Genomic DNA, 16,460 nt, shown 5'->3' on the forward strand with positions numbered 1-16,460 from the left:
CCGTTTACGGCTCCGACGGTCGGACTGTCCACGATGCGGTCACCCGCAACCCGGGGTAATCCGGGCCCACACCGGGCACACGGGCCCCACCCCGCTCCCACCCCCGGCACCCGGTTCCGCTCCCTGGACCGAACCATCCGACCGGGGGACCCCGCGGAGGAGACCCACGTCACTCCCAGGAGTGGGTCCCGCGGCCCCCGGGGCCACCGCGGGAACGCCCCCGCCCGGGTCTGTCCGGGTCCGTCCGGTGGCAGCTCCGCCCCATCCTGCCGAGACTGGGAGCGTGCGCCCGGTTACAGCGACGGCAGCGGCCGTCACCACTCTGCTCGGTGTCGGCGTGGCCGCGGTCGCGGCCGGCCGGTACGCCAGCGACGTCGCCCTCAGGGCACCGTCCGGACGTCCCCTGCCCGGGGATCCACGGCTGACCGTGCACGCCACGGGCCCCGAGCGGATCACCCTCACCCGCAGCCTCGCCTCGCTGCGACCCGGCACGTACGGACTGGAAGGCCCCGGCCTGCACGCCGTCGTCGGCCCGGTCCTCGACCGGGTCCCGCACACCGCCGACACCGTCGTCCGGCGGCTCGAACGCGTCGAACTCGGCGTGCTCGGCGCCGGCGCCCGCGTCCGCCTCACCCCCCAGCTGCACCGCGGCACGCCGCTCGGCGCCCTGGGGCTCGCCCACGAGGACGCCGAGATCCCCGGCGAGCTCGGCCCCCTGCCCGCCTGGCTCGTGCCCGGCCCCCGCCCCACCTGGGTCATCGCCCTGCACGGCCTCGGCACCACCCGCGAGCACCCGCTGAACGTCGTCCCCTCCTACAGCCGCCGCAAGATCCCCGTCCTCGTCCCCGCCTACCGCGGCGACGAGGGAGCGCCCGCCGCCCCGGACGGCCTGGCCCACCTCGGCGACTCGGAGTGGCGGGACGTCGACGCCGCCATCCGCTACGCCGTCCGCAGGGGCGCCGCCAAGGTCGTCCTGCACGGCTGGGGGACCGGCGCCTCGATGGCCCTGCGCGCCGCCGCCGAGTCGGGGGTGCGCGACCGGATCAGCGGCCTCGTCCTCGACTCCCCGGTACTGGACTGGGAGGCCACCCTCCGCAACCTCGCGGCGGCCCGCCACGTCCCCGCTCCGCTGCTCCCGCTCGCGGTCCGCGCCGCCCAGGGCCGGATCGGCCCGCACGAGGACCTGCTCACCGTCGCCTCCGCACCGGAAGCCCCGAGGATCCCGATCCTGCTGTTCCACGGCCCCGACGACACCATCGCCCCCTGGGAGCGGTCCGTCGAACTCGCCGCCCGACGCCCCGGCCTCGTCTCCCTCCAGACCGTCCGGCAGGCTCCGCATGCGGCGATGTGGAACGCCGACCCGGTCCGCTACGAGGAGTCCGTGCGCCGCTTCCTCACCCCGCTCCTCTAGAGGCGCCCCGCCGATCGGGCCGGTCCCGTCACGGGCCCGGCCCGACGGGGCGTCCGATTCCGATTGGGCTTTCGGGCCGTCAGCGGGAAGACTGCCCCCGTGACGTCTCGAAAGCCCGATGAACCATTGGCGCGCAACTCCAGACTCCGACTCGTCCGCCCGCAGGCGCTGGCCACCGCCCGACGGGCCGTGACGACCCGGCGCACCCGGCCGGCGCCGAGGCCGCCCGAGGGCACTCCGCCCCGCGCGGAACTCGCCCGGCAGGCCCGGCACGTCCTCGCCGACGCCGTACGGATCGCCCGCTGGGCCGCCGCCCCGAGCGGCGCCGAAGCGACCCTCCGCACCGACCCGGGACCCGTCACCGCCCAGGAACGGGCCGCGGCCGCACTGAACCTGACGTCCGACCAGATCCGGGCCGGCTGGGACCGCGCCCGGCTCGCCGGACTCGTCGAGCTCCACGGCGACACCGCCCGCCCCGGCTGGCGGCTGCACGCCTGGGACCGCGACGACTCCGCCGTGCTGCGCGGCTGGGTCGCCCTCTTCGACGCCTGGTCGCTGGTCCACCCGGCCCCCGAGAAGGTCGAGCCGAGCGCCGTCGCCGAGGTCGTCGAGGCCGTCCCCCAGGTGCTCTCGCTGCTCCAGCTCTCCCAGGGCCCGGTCCTCGTCCCCGCCCTCCTCGACCTGCTCGGCCAGCGCGTCGAGGAGCTGCGCGAGGAGCGCTGCGAGGTCCCGGCGGCCGGCCCCGCCCCCGAGGCCGCCGGCATCCCCGGCCCGCCCGGCACCGACGGACTCCCCGCCCTCCTCGACTGGGCGCTCGAAGGCCTGGCGGCCGTCGGCGCGCTCACCCTCGACCCGGGCACGGAGGCGCGTCACGCCACCCTGACCCCGCTCGGCAACTGGGCGGTCTGGGTCAAGCTGGAGCAGATCTGCGTCGCCGCGCAGAGCCCCGCGGGCAACATCGAGCAGTCCGCCGAGGACATGCTGCGCGGCTGCGCCCGGCTCACCCCGGGGCCGGCCCGCGCCGAGTACCGCGCCTGGCTCGCGGCCCGCACCCTCTCCAGCGCGGTCACCGAGCTCCTCGCCGTCGCCCGGGGCGAGGACGCCCTGCTGCGCGGCCTCGCCTTCGAGGCGCTCAGGGTCGTCGGCGCGCCCGCGGAGGCCGAGGTGCGGGCCACCGTCGCCGAGCCCTCGCTGCGGCCGTACGCACTGCTCTGGCTGGCGGAGTACGAGGGCGCCGACCCGGACGACGCCCAGGAGGTCCTGACCCGCGAGGAGTCGACCTGGCTCTGGGTGGACACGGCGGCGGCCGTCGCCGACCACGGCGAGAGCGAGCTGCTCGTCCGGCACCTCGACTCGGCCGTGCAGGGCACCGTTCCGGCGCTCCTCGACGAGGTGAGGGCGATCGGCCACCCCCGTACCGTCCAGGTCCTGGTCGCGCTGGCCGCCGCCCACCCGGACCCGGCCCTGGCCAAGGCCGTCCGCAGGGCCGCCTTCCAGGTGCACACCGGCGGCGCCTGAGCCGAGACGGCACCGCCCGGCGCCCGGGCAGGGACGTGCGTCCGGCCGATCAGGGCCGGACGCGCCCTACTCCGCGGCGCCGGGCGTGTACGTCCCGAAGCTCCAGATGTTGCCCTCGGCGTCCCGGGCCATGTAGTCCCGGGAGCCGTACTCCTGGTCCTTCGGCGCCATCACGATCTCGATGCCCTGGGCGACGGCCCGCGCGTGGTGCTCGTCCACGTCGTCGACGTGCACGAAGACGCCCACCGGGCCGGACCCCGCCATCAGCTTGTCGAACTCGCTGCCGGTGCCCTTGCTGCCGAGCATCACCATGCCGTTCCCGTACGACAGCTCCGCGTGCGCGATCCGCCCGTCCTCGCCCTCGTACACGGCGGTCGCGGTGAAGCCGAACCCCTCCGTGAGCTGGGAGATCGCCGCCTTCGCGTCCTCGTACGTCAGCGTCGGACAGATGTGGGGGGCCTCAGCCATCCCGATCACTTCCCTTCGATTCAGCCGAATGTGACCTGGGTCTCAGTCTTGCAGCCCCCACCGGCAACTCAGCGGAAGGTGTTGCACCGGGCCATGTCACCGGTCCGGTAGCCCTCGTAGAACCACTGCTGCCGCTGGGCCGCCGAGCCGTGCGTCCAGTTCTCCGGCGTCACCCGGCCCTGGAACCTCTCCTGGATCCGGTCGTCGCCCACCGCGGCCGCCGCGTCCAGGCCGTCCCGGATGTCCGCGTCCGTGAGCGAGGTCAGCAGCGGCCGGCCCGTCCGGTCGTCGGGCGTGCTCGTCGCGTGCCGGGCCCACACGCCCGCGTAGCAGTCGGCCTGGAGCTCGACCCGCACGGCGTTGGAGTCCGCGCCGGTCCGCCCGTCCTGGGCGCGGCTCAGGGTCCCCATGAGGTTCTGGACGTGATGGCCGTACTCGTGCGCCACCACGTACGCCTGGGCGAAGGGTCCGCCGCTCGACCCGAACGTGGTCCGCAGCTCCTCGAAGAAGCCCAGGTCCAGATAGACCTGCCGGTCGCCGGGGCAGTAGAAGGGGCCGACGGCCGAGGTCGCGGAGCCGCACGCGGTCGCGACCCGTTGGCTGAACATCACGGTGGCGGCGCTCCCGTAGGTGCCGCCCCTGCGCGTGTACTCGCTCCGCCAGAAGTCCTGCAGACTGTTGACGACGGCGACGATCCGGCAGTCCTCGCGCGTGTTGGCGTCCGAGCCCTTCCGGCAGCTCTGGTTCACCTGGGCCACCGAGGAGGAGCTGGCCGCCGGCTCTTCTCCGCCGCCGGAGAGCCCGAGCTGATCCGGTCCCACCCCGAAGAGCACGCCCAGGACCAGCGCGATGAAGCCGATGACGCCGCCGCCGACGGTGGCCCTGCCGCCGGGGATGCGGCTGCTCCGGACGTCCCGTACCTCCGTGGTGTCCAGATCGGCGTCGTCGTCGAACTGCACGGTGCACCACCCTCCGCGTCACTGCCGCGGCAGTGGCCGCCGCCCTCCGCCGAGTATCGGGTGATCTCTCACCCGTCGCCCCTTTTGCGAAGCATCGGCGGGAACGTGAGATAACTCCCGATCGCGCCCTCGTACCCCGCATGGCCGAAAAGCAGTTGCAGGCGCCCGTTAGACTGGCCGTATGGCCATTCTCCCCGTGCATTAGCGGCGTCGAAGCCCTTCATCAGCCGTCCTTCCGCCGTTTCCCACCGCCCTGGAGTCTGTCCGTGATCACCGCTTCCGGCATCGAGCTGCGCGCCGGCGCCCGCGTCCTCATCGAGTCCGCTTCCTTCCGCATCGCCAAGGGCGACCGCATCGGCCTCGTCGGTCGCAACGGAGCGGGCAAGACCACGCTCACCAAGTGCCTCGCGGGCGAGGGCGTCCCCGCCGGCGGCACCATCGCCCGCTCCGGCGAGGTCGGCTACCTCCCGCAGGACCCGCGCACCGGCGACCTCGACGTCCTGGCCCGCGACCGCGTCCTCTCCGCCCGGGGCCTCGACGTCCTCCTCAAGAAGATGCGGATGAACGAGGAGCGCATCGCGACCGGCTCCGGCGCCACCCGCGACAAGGCCATGCGGCAGTACGAGCGCCAGGAGACCGAGTTCCTGACCAAGGGCGGATACGCGGCCGAGGCCGAGGCCTCCACCATCGCCGCCGCCCTCGGCCTGCCCGACCGGGTCCTCGGCCAGCCGCTGCACACCCTCTCCGGCGGTCAGCGCCGTCGTGTCGAGCTCGCCCGCATCCTGTTCTCGGACGCCGACACGCTCCTCCTCGACGAGCCCACCAACCACCTCGACGCCGACTCCATCGTCTGGCTGCGCGACTACCTGAAGACCTACCGCGGCGGCTTCATCGTCATCTCCCACGACGTCGACCTCGTCGAGACCGTCGTCAACAAGGTCTTCTACCTGGACGCCAACCGCTCCACGATCGACGTCTACAACATGGGCTGGAAGCTCTACCAGCAGCAGCGCGAGGCCGACGAGAAGCGCCGCAAGCGCGAGCGCCAGAACGCCGAGAAGAAGGCCGCGGCCCTCAACTCGCAGGCCGACAAGATGCGCGCCAAGGCCACCAAGACCGTCGCCGCGCAGAACATGGCCAAGCGCGCCGAGCGGCTGCTCTCCGGCCTGGAGGCGGTCCGCGCCTCCGACAAGGTCGCCAAGCTCCGCTTCCCCGACCCGGCGCCCTGCGGCAAGACCCCGCTGACGGCCGAGGGGCTCTCCAAGTCCTACGGCTCGCTCGAGATCTTCACCGATGTGGACCTCGCCATCGACAAGGGCTCGCGCGTCGTCATCCTCGGCCTCAACGGCGCGGGCAAGACCACGCTTCTCCGGCTGCTCGCCGGCGCCGAGACGCCCGACACCGGCGAGGTGACCCCCGGCCACGGCCTCAAGCTCGGCTACTACGCCCAGGAGCACGAGACGCTCGACCCCGAGCGCAGCGTCCTGGAGAACATGCGCTCGGCCGCGCCCGACCTCGACCTCGTCCAGGTCCGCAAGACGCTCGGCTCGTTCCTCTTCTCGGGCGACGACGTCGACAAGCCGGCGGGCGTCCTCTCCGGCGGCGAGAAGACCCGTCTGGCCCTGGCCACCCTGGTCGTGTCCTCGGCGAACGTGCTGCTCCTCGACGAGCCGACCAACAACCTGGACCCGGCGAGCCGCGAGGAGATCCTCGGGGCCCTGCGCACCTACAAGGGCGCCGTCGTCCTCGTCACCCACGACGAGGGGGCCGTGGACGCCCTCGAGCCGGAGCGGATCATCCTGCTCCCGGACGGCGTCGAGGACCTGTGGGGCCCGGACTACGCGGACCTGGTGGCGCTCGCCTGATGCGGACGGGGCCCCCGGCGGTCCCTGGTGATCATTCCGGGCTGGATCATTCGGCTCATGCGTGATCCTTCATCTGAGTGAGGGTGTCTCGTACCTCCGGCGCGGTGCTCTGCCGAATCCTTCCGGCAGACCCGCGCCGTACGTGTGTTCCCCTCACATCGCTGACCTGGCACTTCCCTCGACGATCGGCGCGAGGGGGCGTCTCCGGCCCCCCGGAATGCAGGCTTCCGTTCGTGATGACGCCGCACTCGGCGACAAACCCGGCGGCATGGACCTTGTCGAATGGGTGGCCAGGACGGACGGGAGGGGTGATCATGAGAAGTCCAGAGCGCACTTCCCATGAGGAGGCACGGGTGGCCGAGACTCTGAAGAAGGGCAGCCGGGTGACCGGCGCCGCGCGCGACAAGCTCGCGGCAGACCTGAAGAAGAAGTACGACTCCGGTGCGAGCATCCGGGCGCTGGCCGAGGAAACGGGCCGCTCCTACGGATTCGTCCACCGGATGCTCAGCGAGTCCGGAGTCACGCTGCGTGGACGCGGCGGAGCGACACGGGGCAAGAAGGCAGCCTCGGCCTGACACAGGGGCGGCTCGACCGGGCCACCGGGTCTCTCGGTGGCCACCCGGTCGGTCCCCGGACCGGCCAGGTGGTTACTGTGCAGTCACTTAGCATCGGATGGATGCAGTGCTGCACCGGAACCGGAGGCGCCCCATGACTACGCTCGACGACTCTGAGCTCGTATTCGACAAGGACGGTGTACGGCTCACCGTCGAGGACGCCGTTGCCACGGTGACCCTGACCAATCCGGCGAAGCGCAACGCTCAGTCTCCCGCTCTGTGGCGGGCGTTGACAGAAGCCGGCCGGTCTCTGCCCGGCAGCGTGCGGGTCGTGGTGCTGCGCGGTGAGGGCAAGTCCTTCTCCGCGGGTCTCGACCGGCAGGCGTTCACGCCCGAGGGCTTCGACGGAGAGCCGTCCTTCCTCGATCTCGCGCGGGGTTCCGACGAGGACCTCGACGCGGAGATCGCCGCGTACCAGGAGGCGTTCACCTGGTGGCGCCGCAGCGACCTCGTGTCGATCGCGGCCGTCCAGGGGCACGCCATCGGGGCGGGCTTCCAGCTCGCCCTCGCCTGCGACCTGCGGGTCGTGGCCGACGACGTGCAGTTCGCCATGCGCGAGACCAGCCTGGGGCTCGTCCCGGACCTGACCGGGACGCACCCCCTCGTCTCGCTGGTCGGCTACGCCCGCGCGCTCGAGATCTGCGCCACCGGACGCTTCGTCCACGCGGAGGAGGCCGAGCGCATCGGCCTCGCCAACCTGGCCGTGCCCGTCGACGAACTCGACGCGGCAGTACGGGACCTCGGCGCCGCCCTGCTCGCGGCGCCGCGCGACGCGGTCACCGAGACCAAGGCGCTGCTCCAGGGCGCCGCCGGCCGCTCGTACGAGGAGCAGCGCGCCGCCGAGCGCGCCGCCCAGGCCCGCCGCCTGCGCGACCTGGCGGGCCTCGGCGACTGACACGCCCGCCCGTACGCCGAGCGTGCGCTAGCGCAGCTCCGACACCACGACCGTGACCGCGGCCTCCTCAGGGTGGGCCGCGGTCACGGCCGTCCGTACGGCACGGGCCACGTCCAGGGGGCGGACGCCGGCCGTCACGGCCAGCTCCACCCGCACCCCGTCCGGGCCCCGGCGCACCGGCGGGCCCAGCGCGTCCGTCACCCCGGCGACGCCCGGCACCCCGAGCGCCGTGAGCGCGACCGGATCGTCCGTCGCGGGGGAGGTCCGACCGGGTGGGGGCGCGGCCGGTTCCGGTGCGGGCTCCGGCTCCGCGTCGAGGAGATCCGTCACCCGCAGGTCCACCGCGGCCACCACGAGCCCGAGCCCGTCCTCGGCCGCCGCGAGCAGGGCGGTCCGCAGGGCGTCGACGCGTTCGGGCAGGGGTCGCCCGGCCACCACGGCGAACGAGGCCGAGACGCGCAGGGCCCCCGGCTCCGATCCCGTTTCCGGCTCCGATCCCGTTCCCGGCTCCGATCCCGTTCCCGGCTCCGGTCCGGTTCCTGGTTGCGCGGCCCGTTCCCGCCCCGCCTCCCGCTCCCGGTCCGGCCCGATCCGCAGTTCGCCCGGCACCACACCCCGTACCGCGGCCGCGACCGGGCCGAGCACCCCGCGTGCCGCCCGCTCGGTGATCCACGCCCCGTCCGCCGCGCTTCCGAGCGGCACCAGCCTGCCCGGGGCGAGGCGATCCCGTACCGCCGCCGTCCAACCCTCAGCCGTCGTCATTACCCCAGCCTGCCGTATCCCCGGGGCGAGACCGGGTAACCGCCCTTAGTGTGGGCGAAGAACCCCGAAATATCCCAGAAGGGGCGTAATCCGATGGCAGACACCACTCCCTCCGGCTCCACCTCCGGCGACGAAGCGCGCCGTGCCCAGGTCACCAAGCGCGGCGGCGGCGACCCGGCCTCCCGGGGCAAGACCACGATCGCCGACGGCGTCGTCGAGAAGATCGCCGGTCTCGCCGCCCGCGACGTCGACGGCGTCCACGCCATGGGCAGCGGACTCTCCCGCACCTTCGGCGCCGTACGCGACCGCGTTCCCGGCGGCGGCACCAAATCGAGCGTCGCCCGAGGGGTGAAGGCCGAGGTCGGCGAGGTACAGACCGCGCTCGACCTGGAAATCGTGGTCGTCTACGGCTTCTCGATCACGGACGTCGCCGGTGACGTCCGGGAGAACGTCATCGCGGCCGTCGAGCGCATGACGGGCCTCGAGGTCGTCGAGGTGAACATCGCGGTCAGTGACGTGAAGCTGCCCGACGACGAGGAGGAGGAGACGGAACAGCGGCTCCAGTAGACGGGAACGGCGGGTACGGGGGGCCAGAGATCCTCAGGAAGGGGTCAGGAATGAGCATGGCGGTGGTCGGCCTGTTGGCCGGTATGGCTCTAGGCTTCGCCGGATACTTCGGCGGCTTCTGGGCGTTTCTGCTGGTCGCGGTACTGGGGGCGGTCGGCTTCGTGGCCGGCCGCTTCCTCGAGGGCGACCTCGAACCGGGCGATCTGTTCCGGGGCCGCGACCGCGGCGAACGGCGGCGGTGACCCGGGGTGGCAGCCGAGTGGATCAAGGACCCGGTGCGGGGCCGTGGCGCGACCACGATCGCCGACCGGGTCGTCGCGAAGATCGCCGCCCAGGCGGCCAGAGAAGGGTTGGGCGCCGTCCCCCAGGCCCAGGGCGCCGTCCCCCAGGGCGGCGCCCGCCCCCACGCCTCGGTCGTCGTCCACCGGGATGTCGCCCGGGTCGCGATCAGCCTCGAACTCGACTACCCCTCCGACCTCGGGCGCCGCTGCGGCGCCGTCCGGGGCCGGGTACGCGCGCGCGTGGAGGAGCTCGTCGGCATGGAGGTCCATGAGGTCACCGTCCATGTGGAACGCCTCCACTCGCAGCTCACCCGGCAGGCCGCACCGAGGGGCCGCCTGTCATGACGACCACGCCCGAACCGGACCCCACCCGCGGCCGGGCCCCGGACCCCCCGGACCCCGGCCGGCCCGACGACGTACCCGTCCTGGCTTCCGACGCCCCCGCGCCCACGCGCGTCCGCCGTTTCTGGGCGGTGCGCCGTATCCCCGCCGCCCTGCTCGCTGCCCTGGTCCTCGGCGGGGCCGGGCTGCTCCTCTACGACGTGGCGGCCGTCCGCGCCGACCGCACCGCCATGGCCTGGCGGCGCGAACTCGCCGACGCCCTCGCGACCCGGCCGCTCGACGACTCCCTGGTCGTCACCGGCGCCGCCGTCGCGGTGGTCCTCGGCCTCTGGCTCCTCGTCCTCGCGGCGACGCCGGGCCTGCGCGCCGTCCTGCCGATGCGCCGCGACCACGCCGACATCCGGGCGGGGCTCGACCGCGACGCCGCCGCCCTCGCCCTGCGGGACCGCGCCATGGAGGTCTCCGGGGTGCAGTCCGTCCGGGTGCGCGTCGGCCGCTCCAAGGTGGGCGTCCGTGCGGTCTCGCACTTCCGGGCGCTCGACGAGGTCCGCGCCGACGTGGAGAAGGTCCTCGCGGCCGGCGTCGACGAGCTGGCCCTCGCCCACCCGCCCGCACTGCAGGTACGGGTGGCTCGGCCGCCCAGGAAGGGGTGAGCACGGTGACCGTGGTCCTCCGGCGCGTCAACCGCGTCCTGCTCGGCCTGGCCGGGCTGCTCCTCGTGCTCGTCGGCGGGGGAGTCCTCGCCGCCGCCCTCGACCTGTCCGTGCCGTCCTGGTGGCCCTGGTCGGGCCCCTCGGACGTGCTGCTCTCCACCGCCGACCGGCAGCGCTGGCGCGACGAGGGCTGGTGGTGGCCGGTGGTCATCGCGGCCCTCGGGCTCCTCGTCCTGCTCGCCCTGTGGTGGCTGCTCGTGCAGTTCCGGCGGGCCCGGCTCGCCGAGGTCCTCGTCGACAGCGGCGACGGGGAGGCTGCGGTCCTGCGCGGCAGGGCGCTGGAAGGCGTCCTGGAGGCGGACGCCACGGCCCAGGAGGGAGTGGCGAAGGCCCGGGTCGCCCTCACCGGCCGCCGGACAGCCCCCCGTACCCGGGTCGCGCTCCAGCTGGAGCCGCACGCCTCCCCGGGGGACGCCCTGGCGACCCTCGGCACCCAGGCCCTTGCACATGCCCGGACGTCCACGGGCATGGCCGCCCTGCCCACCGAGGCGCGCCTGCGGGCGGTGAAGCACCGGGCGAAGCGGGTGACCTGAGGAGGGGGCGGGGCAGGGGCCGTCAGAAGCCGCTGCGGGCCCCGCCGTCCACCGGCAGCATCACGCCGGTCAGGTACGAGGCGGCCGGCGACAGCAGGAAGGCCGCCGTCCGCCCGAACTCCGCCGGGGTGCCGTAGCGGCGCAGCGGGATCGCGGCCTCGTTGGCCGCGCGGGCCGCGTCCGCGTCGCCGGAGAGCGCGTCGAGGGACCGCACCCGGTCGGTGTCGATCCGGCTCGGCAGCAGCCCGACGACCCGTACCCCGCGCGGGCCCAGGTCGTTGGCGAGGGACTTCGCGAAGCCGGCGAGACCGGGGCGCAGCCCGTTGGAGATGGTCAGACCGGGGATCGGCTCGTGGACCGAGCCGGACAGGACGAAGCCGATGACCCCGCCGTCGGTGAGCGTCTCGGCCGCCGCACGGGCCAGCCGTACCGCCCCGAGGAAGACGGTGCCGAAGGCGGCCGCCCACTGCTCGTCGGTGTTGTCCGCCGCGAAGCCGGGCGCGGGGCCGCCCACGCTGATCAGGATGCCGTCGAAGCCGCCGAACCGGGCCCGCGCCTCGGCGATGAGCCGCGCCGGGGTCTCCGGGTCGTCGTTGTCGGCGGCGACACCGGCGGCGCCGGGCCCGAGTTCGGCCACGGCCTCGGCGACGGTCTTCTCCTCGCGCCCGGTGACCAGCACCTTGGCGCCCTCGGCGAGGAGCGCCTCGGCGGAGGCCCGCCCGAGTCCTCGCGTCGCCCCGGTCACCACGTACACACGGTCCTTCAGTCCAAGATCCATGGAGCTATCCTGCCGGGTCCCGGTCCTCCCGGGCCAGCGCGAGGGCCGTGCCCACCAGGCCGATGTGGCTGAAGGCCTGCGGGAAGTTGCCCAGCTGGCGTCCCGTCACCGGGTCGTACTCCTCCGCCAGGAGCCCCACGTCGTTGCGGAGGAGCACCAGGCGCTCGAACAGCTCGCGGGCCTCCTCGGTCCTGCCGGTCAGGCGCAGCGCGTCCGCCAGCCAGAACGAGCAGACGAGGAAGGTGCCCTCCTGACCCGGCAGGCCGTCGATCGCCTCGGACCCGGTGCTGTACCGGCGCAGATAGCCGCCGTGCAGCAGTTCCGCCCGGACGGCGTCCACCGTGCCCACCACCCGCGGGTCGTCCGGCGGGAGGAAGCCGACCTGGGGGATGAGCAGGGTCGCGGCGTCCAGCTCCAGGGAGCCGTACGACTGGGTGAAGGTGTTCCGCACGGGGTCGTAGGACCTGGCGCAGACCTGCGTGTGGATCTCGTCCCGCATCGTCCGCCACCGGTTCGCGTCCCCCGGCAGCGAGGGGTCCGCCTCCAGGGTGCGGACGGCCCGGTCGGCGGCCACCCAGGCCATCACCTTGGAGTGGGTGAAGTGGCGGCGGGGCCCGCGCACCTCCCAGAGTCCCTCGTCGGGTTCCCGCCAGGTCGACTCCAGGAAGCCGAGCAGACTCAGCTGGAGGTTCCAGGCGTGCCGCTCCGCCGGGATCCCGGCCTCGCGCGCGCGGTGGAGCGAGTCCATGACCTCGCCGTACACGTCGAGCTGGAACTGGTCCACGGCCGCGTTCCCCGTGCGGACCGGCGCCGAGTCGGCGTACCCCCGCAGCCACGGCAGGGTCGTCTCGGGGAGTCGGCGCTCCCCGGCGGGCCCGTACATGATCTGCAGGTCGGCGGGGTCGCCCGCGACCGAGCGGAGCAGCCAGTCGCGCCAGGCGACGGCCTCCTCGACGTACCCGGCGGCGAGCAGCGCGCCGAGGGTGAGGGAGGAGTCGCGCAGCCAGCAGGCGCGGTAGTCCCAGTTCCGTACGCCGCCGACGTCCTCCGGCAGGGAGGTGGTGGGCGCGGCCACGATCCCGCCGGTGGGGGCGTACGTGAGTGCCTTGAGGGTGATCAGGGAGCGCAGCACCGCCTCCCGGTACGGCCCGCGGTAGGTGCAGCGGGCCGTCCACTCCCGCCAGTCGGCGAGGGACTGCTCCAGGGCCTCGTAGGGGTCGACGAGTTCGGGGCGGGGCTCGTGCGAGGGGTGCCAGGTGAGCACGAAGGCCACCTTCTCGCCCGCGTTCACGGTGAAGGAGGAACAGGTGGAGAACTGCTGGCCCCAGGTCTTCACGGGCGGATCGCTGCGCAGCCAGACCGCGTCGGGCCCGGCGACCGCGACCCGGTGGCCGTCCGCCCGGCGCATCCACGGCACGATCGAGCCGTAGTCGAAGCGGAGCCGCAGGACGGAGCTCATCTCGACGCTGCCGCTGACACCCTCCACGATCCGCATGAGATCGGGGGCCCTGTCCCGCTGGGGCATGAAGTCGACGACCTTGACGGTGCCCGTACGCGTCTCCCAGTAGGTCTCCAGGACGAGGGTGTCCTCGGCGTAGCGGCGCGTGGCGCAGGTCGTGGCGCCCTTGGGCGCGATCCGCCAGTGGCCGTTGTTCTCGTCGCCGAGGATCGCGGCGAAGCAGGCGGCCGAGTCGAATCGGGGCAGACACAGCCAGTCGACCGATCCGTCGCGGCCGACGAGCGCGGCGGTCTGGAGATCGCCGATGAGGGCGTAGTCGTCGATACGTTGCGTCACGCTTTGGGCTGTTCCCGGAAGCGGTGGCGGTCAATCAGCGGGACGGAGTGGCCTGGATCGCGTCGGGGGCGTTCTCCGGGGCCCGGGAGGCGTCGGCCCCGGCCGCCGCCGCTGCCCTGTCGCGCTTCTCCCGGCGGACCAGGATCACCCAGCCGACGGGCACGCCGGCCGTGAAGAGCCACCACTGGACGGCGTACGCCATGTGGGCGCCGATCGAGTCGTGATCGGGTTCGGGGATCAGCTCGGGGGTGTTCCCGGCGGGTTCGGGCGCGATCTGTTCGAGGTAGCCGCCGAGCACCTCGCGGCCGATGAGCTCGGCCTGCTGGGCGCTGTTGATCAGCATGACCTGGCGGTCCGGCAGGCCCTTCAGGTCCTTGATGCCGCTCGCGCCGGTCGTCTCGTCGGCCTTGAGCCGCCCGGTGATCGTGACCTCGCCCCGGGGGGCGGGCGGCACCGCGGGGAAGGAGTGCTGGTCGGCGGCGGCCGGCACCCAGCCGCGGTTGACCAGGACGATCCGGCCGTCCCGGAGGACCAGCGGGCTCAGGACGTGGACGCCGACCCGGTCGTCGCTGTTGGTGCGACGGCGGACGACCACCTCGTGGGCGGTGTCGAAGGTGCCGGTCGCCGTGACGGGCTTCCAGTAGTCGGCGCGCGGGACGGTGTGGCCGGGGGAGGTGAGCTCCTCGACCGGGACCGGCTTCGCCGCGACGCTGTCCGCGATCAGGGCGTTCTGGGCCACCCGGCGTTCGTGCCGGTGGAACTGCCAGAAGCCCAGCTCGATCATCGTCGGGACGAGGACGAGGGCGATGAGGGTGAGGATCACCCACTGCCGGGACAACAGGAAGCGGTACACGCCGTTGACGGTACAACGTGACGAAAGGCCCCCTTGCGGCGGGTACCGAAGGGGGCCGGAAGCCATCAGGGGATTCGTTTCCTCAACGCGGTCCGGCGCCGGGTCCGGTCACACCCTGTCGACGATGCCCACCTTTCCCTCCGCGCGGGCGCAGTGGCCGCCGCAGTACCAGTTGCCGTCGACCTCGACGCCCTGTCCGATGATCTGGACCCGGCAGTGCTCGCAGATGGGCGCCATGCGGTGGATGGCGCAGGCGAAGCAATCGAAGACATGCACCGCGCCCTGCGCGTGGACTTCGAAGGACATGCCGTAATCGTTTCCGCAGACCTCACAACGTGCCATGCGCCACAGGGTGGGGGCTCCCGGCGGGCGCGCGCAGCTCGGCACGCCCGCCGGGCCCGGGGTGTCACCCGTCTGCCGGGGCCACGTCCCGCAGCAGCTGGGTGTAGGCGGCCTCGTCGACGACCGGCGTGCCGAAGGACCTGGCCTTGAGGGTCTTGGAGGTGGCGGCGTCCGGGTCGTTGGTGACGAGCAGGCTGGTCAGCCGGGAGACGCTGCCCGCCACGTGGAGGCCGGCGTCGACGGTGCGGTCCTCCAGGAGCTCGCGGTCCACGGAGGTGTCCCCGGAGAAGGCCACCCGCATGCCCTGCTTGAGCGGTTTGTCCGTCTCGTAGCGGCCGGGGTTGGGGTACGGGCACGGCGGCCGCTTCCGCGAGGGACGCCAGCTGTTCGCCCGGTACGCCGACGGGCCCGAGGCCTGCTGACCGATCCGGGGCCGCTCCGGCGACGAGGCCCACTCGGTCAGCGGCCGGCACTCCAGGAGCGGCAGCCGTACGTTGCGCTCGGCCGCCGCGTGCAGGCTAGGCCGGAACGCCTCGGCGAGCACCCGCGCGTCGTCGAGCGCGTTGTGCGCGCGGCGCTGCACGACGCCGAAGTGCGCGGCGAGCGACTCCAGCTTGTGGTTGGGCAGCGGCAGGGACAGCTCCTTGGCGAGCGCGATCGTGCACAGCCGCTGCCGCACCGGGGCGGCGGACTCGGCACGCGCGTACTCACGGGCGATCATCTGCCAGTCGAACATCGCGTTGTGCGCGACGAGGACCCGTCCGTCGAGCCGGGCGGCGAACTCCGCCGCGATCTCCGGGAAGAGCGGCGCGCCCTCCAGGACGTCACTGGTGAGGCCGTGGATCCATACGGGACCGGGATCCCGCTCGGGGTTGACGAGGGTGTACCAGTGGTCCTCGACGTTCCCCCGGGCGTCCAGCCGGTAGACGGCAGCCGACACTATCCGGTCGTCGCGGGCGAGTCCGGTGGTCTCCACGTCGACGACCGCCCACCCCTGCGGGTAGGCGGCCGGCCACGTCGCTGCTGTCGTACGGTCGTCAAGCACGGTCACTGAGAATACGGCCCGCGACCGACATCCCCGTCCCCGGTGTCCCCGGGAACTCCCTTTCCGGTGTCCGCGGCGGCTCCTTCCCCGGCTCCGGCGAGGAGGCCGTCGACCAGGGCGCGCACGGAGTCGACGAACAGGCGCTCGGTGTCGATCGGAGCGGCCAGGGCGCGGGCGAGGGGCCCGTCGGCCCCGGCGTCCTCGCGGCGCCACAGTTCCTCCTCGGCGGGGGACTGGACCGGGGCGCGCTCCCTGTTGCGCTCCACCAGGACGTAGCCGACCACCTGGAACTGGAGCGCGCGGACCGCCCGCGCGGCGTGCGCCCCGCGCAGCCCCGCCGCGTGGGCCTCGTGGACCAGGGCCCGCTGGGCCGGCAGGAACATCCTTTCCGTCAGGCCCCGTTCGTGGACCATCGCCACCAGGTGCGGACGCTCGCGCAGGGCCCGGCGCAGCGCGCGGGCGACCGACATCATCCGCTCGGCCGGGGTCGCCCCGCGCGGGCGGATCGTCCCGAGGTCGGCGACCGTGCGCGCGACCAGCGCGTCCAGGAGGGACTCGCGGTTGCCCACGTGCCAGTAGATCGAGGTCACCGCGGTGGAGAGCTCGGCGGCGAGCCTGCGCATGGTCAGCGCGTCGGGGCCGTGCTCCCGCACCAGGGCGGCCGCGGCGTCCAGGACTTCGTCACGGGTCAGCGCGGAGCGTGCCATCGATTCCCCCAA

General features: G+C 73.6%; 19 protein-coding genes. 10 read left to right on the forward strand and 9 right to left on the reverse strand.

The window, feature by feature from the left end; all coding sequences use genetic code 11:
- Positions 1–283 precede the first annotated feature (283 nt).
- Together IO20_RS0102935 and IO20_RS0102940 are read left to right on the forward strand one after the other, a co-directional pair.
- Positions 284–1,411 (forward strand): alpha/beta hydrolase, encoded by a 1,128-nt coding sequence (locus tag IO20_RS0102935; protein ID WP_030546958.1) that lies wholly within the window; start codon positions 284–286, stop codon positions 1,409–1,411.
- A gap of 99 nt (positions 1,412–1,510) precedes the next feature.
- Positions 1,511–2,929, forward strand: coding sequence for a hypothetical protein (locus tag IO20_RS0102940; protein WP_078945862.1), 1,419 nt, complete (start codon positions 1,511–1,513; stop codon positions 2,927–2,929).
- Positions 2,930–2,995: 66 nt separating this feature from the next.
- On the opposite strand, the gene IO20_RS0102945 is transcribed toward IO20_RS0102940, so the two are convergent.
- Both IO20_RS0102945 and ypfJ read right to left on the reverse strand, forming a co-directional pair.
- Positions 2,996–3,397 (reverse strand): VOC family protein, encoded by a 402-nt coding sequence (locus IO20_RS0102945; RefSeq protein ID WP_030546955.1) that lies wholly within the window; start codon positions 3,395–3,397, stop codon positions 2,996–2,998.
- A 68-nt stretch (positions 3,398–3,465) separates the two neighbouring features.
- A complete protein-coding gene (ypfJ, locus tag IO20_RS0102950; RefSeq protein WP_030546953.1) occupies positions 3,466–4,356 on the reverse strand; it encodes a KPN_02809 family neutral zinc metallopeptidase in 891 nt (296 codons plus the stop codon).
- A gap of 266 nt (positions 4,357–4,622) precedes the next feature.
- On the opposite strand from ypfJ, the gene IO20_RS0102955 reads away from it, so the two are divergent.
- The 3 genes from IO20_RS0102955 (at position 4,623) to IO20_RS0102965 (ending at position 7,730) form a co-directional block, all read left to right on the forward strand.
- The gene (locus tag IO20_RS0102955) at positions 4,623–6,221 is read left to right on the forward strand and encodes an ABC-F family ATP-binding cassette domain-containing protein (RefSeq protein WP_030205748.1); all 1,599 of its coding nucleotides are present in this window, start codon (positions 4,623–4,625) and stop codon (positions 6,219–6,221) included.
- 353 nt (positions 6,222–6,574) lie between these two features.
- A complete protein-coding gene (locus IO20_RS0102960; protein ID WP_006123601.1) occupies positions 6,575–6,796 on the forward strand; it encodes a helix-turn-helix domain-containing protein in 222 nt (73 codons plus the stop codon).
- Positions 6,797–6,929: 133 nt separating this feature from the next.
- Complete coding sequence (locus tag IO20_RS0102965) at positions 6,930–7,730, forward strand: enoyl-CoA hydratase/isomerase family protein (RefSeq protein WP_030546950.1); 801 nt, start codon at positions 6,930–6,932, stop codon at positions 7,728–7,730.
- 27 nt (positions 7,731–7,757) lie between these two features.
- Here IO20_RS0102965 and IO20_RS0102970 read toward each other — a convergent pair whose 3' ends face one another.
- Positions 7,758–8,492: a hypothetical protein gene (locus IO20_RS0102970; protein ID WP_030546948.1), complete on the reverse strand. Its 735-nt coding sequence runs from the start codon at positions 8,490–8,492 to the stop codon at positions 7,758–7,760.
- A 93-nt stretch (positions 8,493–8,585) separates the two neighbouring features.
- Here IO20_RS0102970 and IO20_RS0102975 point away from each other — a divergent pair, with 93 nt between their 5' ends.
- From IO20_RS0102975 to amaP, 5 genes are read left to right on the forward strand one after another with little or no spacing between them, the layout of a single operon-like run.
- Entirely contained in the window at positions 8,586–9,059 is a 474-nt protein-coding gene (locus tag IO20_RS0102975; protein ID WP_030546946.1) for an Asp23/Gls24 family envelope stress response protein, read from the forward strand.
- 50 nt (positions 9,060–9,109) lie between these two features.
- Complete coding sequence (locus IO20_RS0102980) at positions 9,110–9,301, forward strand: hypothetical protein (protein WP_030546944.1); 192 nt, start codon at positions 9,110–9,112, stop codon at positions 9,299–9,301.
- Positions 9,302–9,307: 6 nt separating this feature from the next.
- A complete protein-coding gene (locus IO20_RS0102985; protein WP_030546942.1) occupies positions 9,308–9,685 on the forward strand; it encodes an Asp23/Gls24 family envelope stress response protein in 378 nt (125 codons plus the stop codon).
- Positions 9,682–10,335 (forward strand): DUF6286 domain-containing protein, encoded by a 654-nt coding sequence (locus IO20_RS0102990; RefSeq protein ID WP_030546940.1) that lies wholly within the window; start codon positions 9,682–9,684, stop codon positions 10,333–10,335. The genes IO20_RS0102985 and IO20_RS0102990 overlap by 4 nt, the downstream gene beginning before the upstream one ends.
- 5 nt (positions 10,336–10,340) lie before the next feature.
- Positions 10,341–10,928 (forward strand): alkaline shock response membrane anchor protein AmaP, encoded by a 588-nt coding sequence (gene amaP / locus IO20_RS0102995; RefSeq protein WP_030546938.1) that lies wholly within the window; start codon positions 10,341–10,343, stop codon positions 10,926–10,928.
- Positions 10,929–10,950: 22 nt separating this feature from the next.
- Here the strand turns inward: amaP and IO20_RS0103000 are convergent, their stop codons facing one another.
- The 6 genes from IO20_RS0103000 to IO20_RS0103025 form a co-directional block, all read right to left on the reverse strand.
- Positions 10,951–11,706: an SDR family oxidoreductase gene (locus IO20_RS0103000; protein ID WP_030546935.1), complete on the reverse strand. Its 756-nt coding sequence runs from the start codon at positions 11,704–11,706 to the stop codon at positions 10,951–10,953.
- A 4-nt stretch (positions 11,707–11,710) separates the two neighbouring features.
- Positions 11,711–13,501, reverse strand: coding sequence for a glycoside hydrolase family 15 protein (locus IO20_RS0103005; protein WP_030546933.1), 1,791 nt, complete (start codon positions 13,499–13,501; stop codon positions 11,711–11,713).
- A 34-nt stretch (positions 13,502–13,535) separates the two neighbouring features.
- Positions 13,536–14,354, reverse strand: coding sequence for an SURF1 family cytochrome oxidase biogenesis protein (locus IO20_RS0103010; protein WP_030546931.1), 819 nt, complete (start codon positions 14,352–14,354; stop codon positions 13,536–13,538).
- A 108-nt stretch (positions 14,355–14,462) separates the two neighbouring features.
- Positions 14,463–14,696, reverse strand: coding sequence for a hypothetical protein (locus tag IO20_RS0103015; protein ID WP_037631103.1), 234 nt, complete (start codon positions 14,694–14,696; stop codon positions 14,463–14,465).
- A 64-nt stretch (positions 14,697–14,760) separates the two neighbouring features.
- Positions 14,761–15,747, reverse strand: coding sequence for a DEDDh family exonuclease (locus tag IO20_RS0103020; protein WP_030546928.1), 987 nt, complete (start codon positions 15,745–15,747; stop codon positions 14,761–14,763).
- Positions 15,744–16,448: a TetR/AcrR family transcriptional regulator gene (locus IO20_RS0103025; protein WP_031126717.1), complete on the reverse strand. Its 705-nt coding sequence runs from the start codon at positions 16,446–16,448 to the stop codon at positions 15,744–15,746. Before IO20_RS0103025 ends, IO20_RS0103020 begins: the two co-directional genes overlap by 4 nt.
- Positions 16,449–16,460: the final 12 nt, after the last annotated feature.

It is taken from the genome of Streptomyces exfoliatus (genome assembly GCF_000725545.1).
Classification (GTDB): Bacteria; Actinomycetota; Actinomycetes; order Streptomycetales; family Streptomycetaceae; genus Streptomyces; species Streptomyces exfoliatus.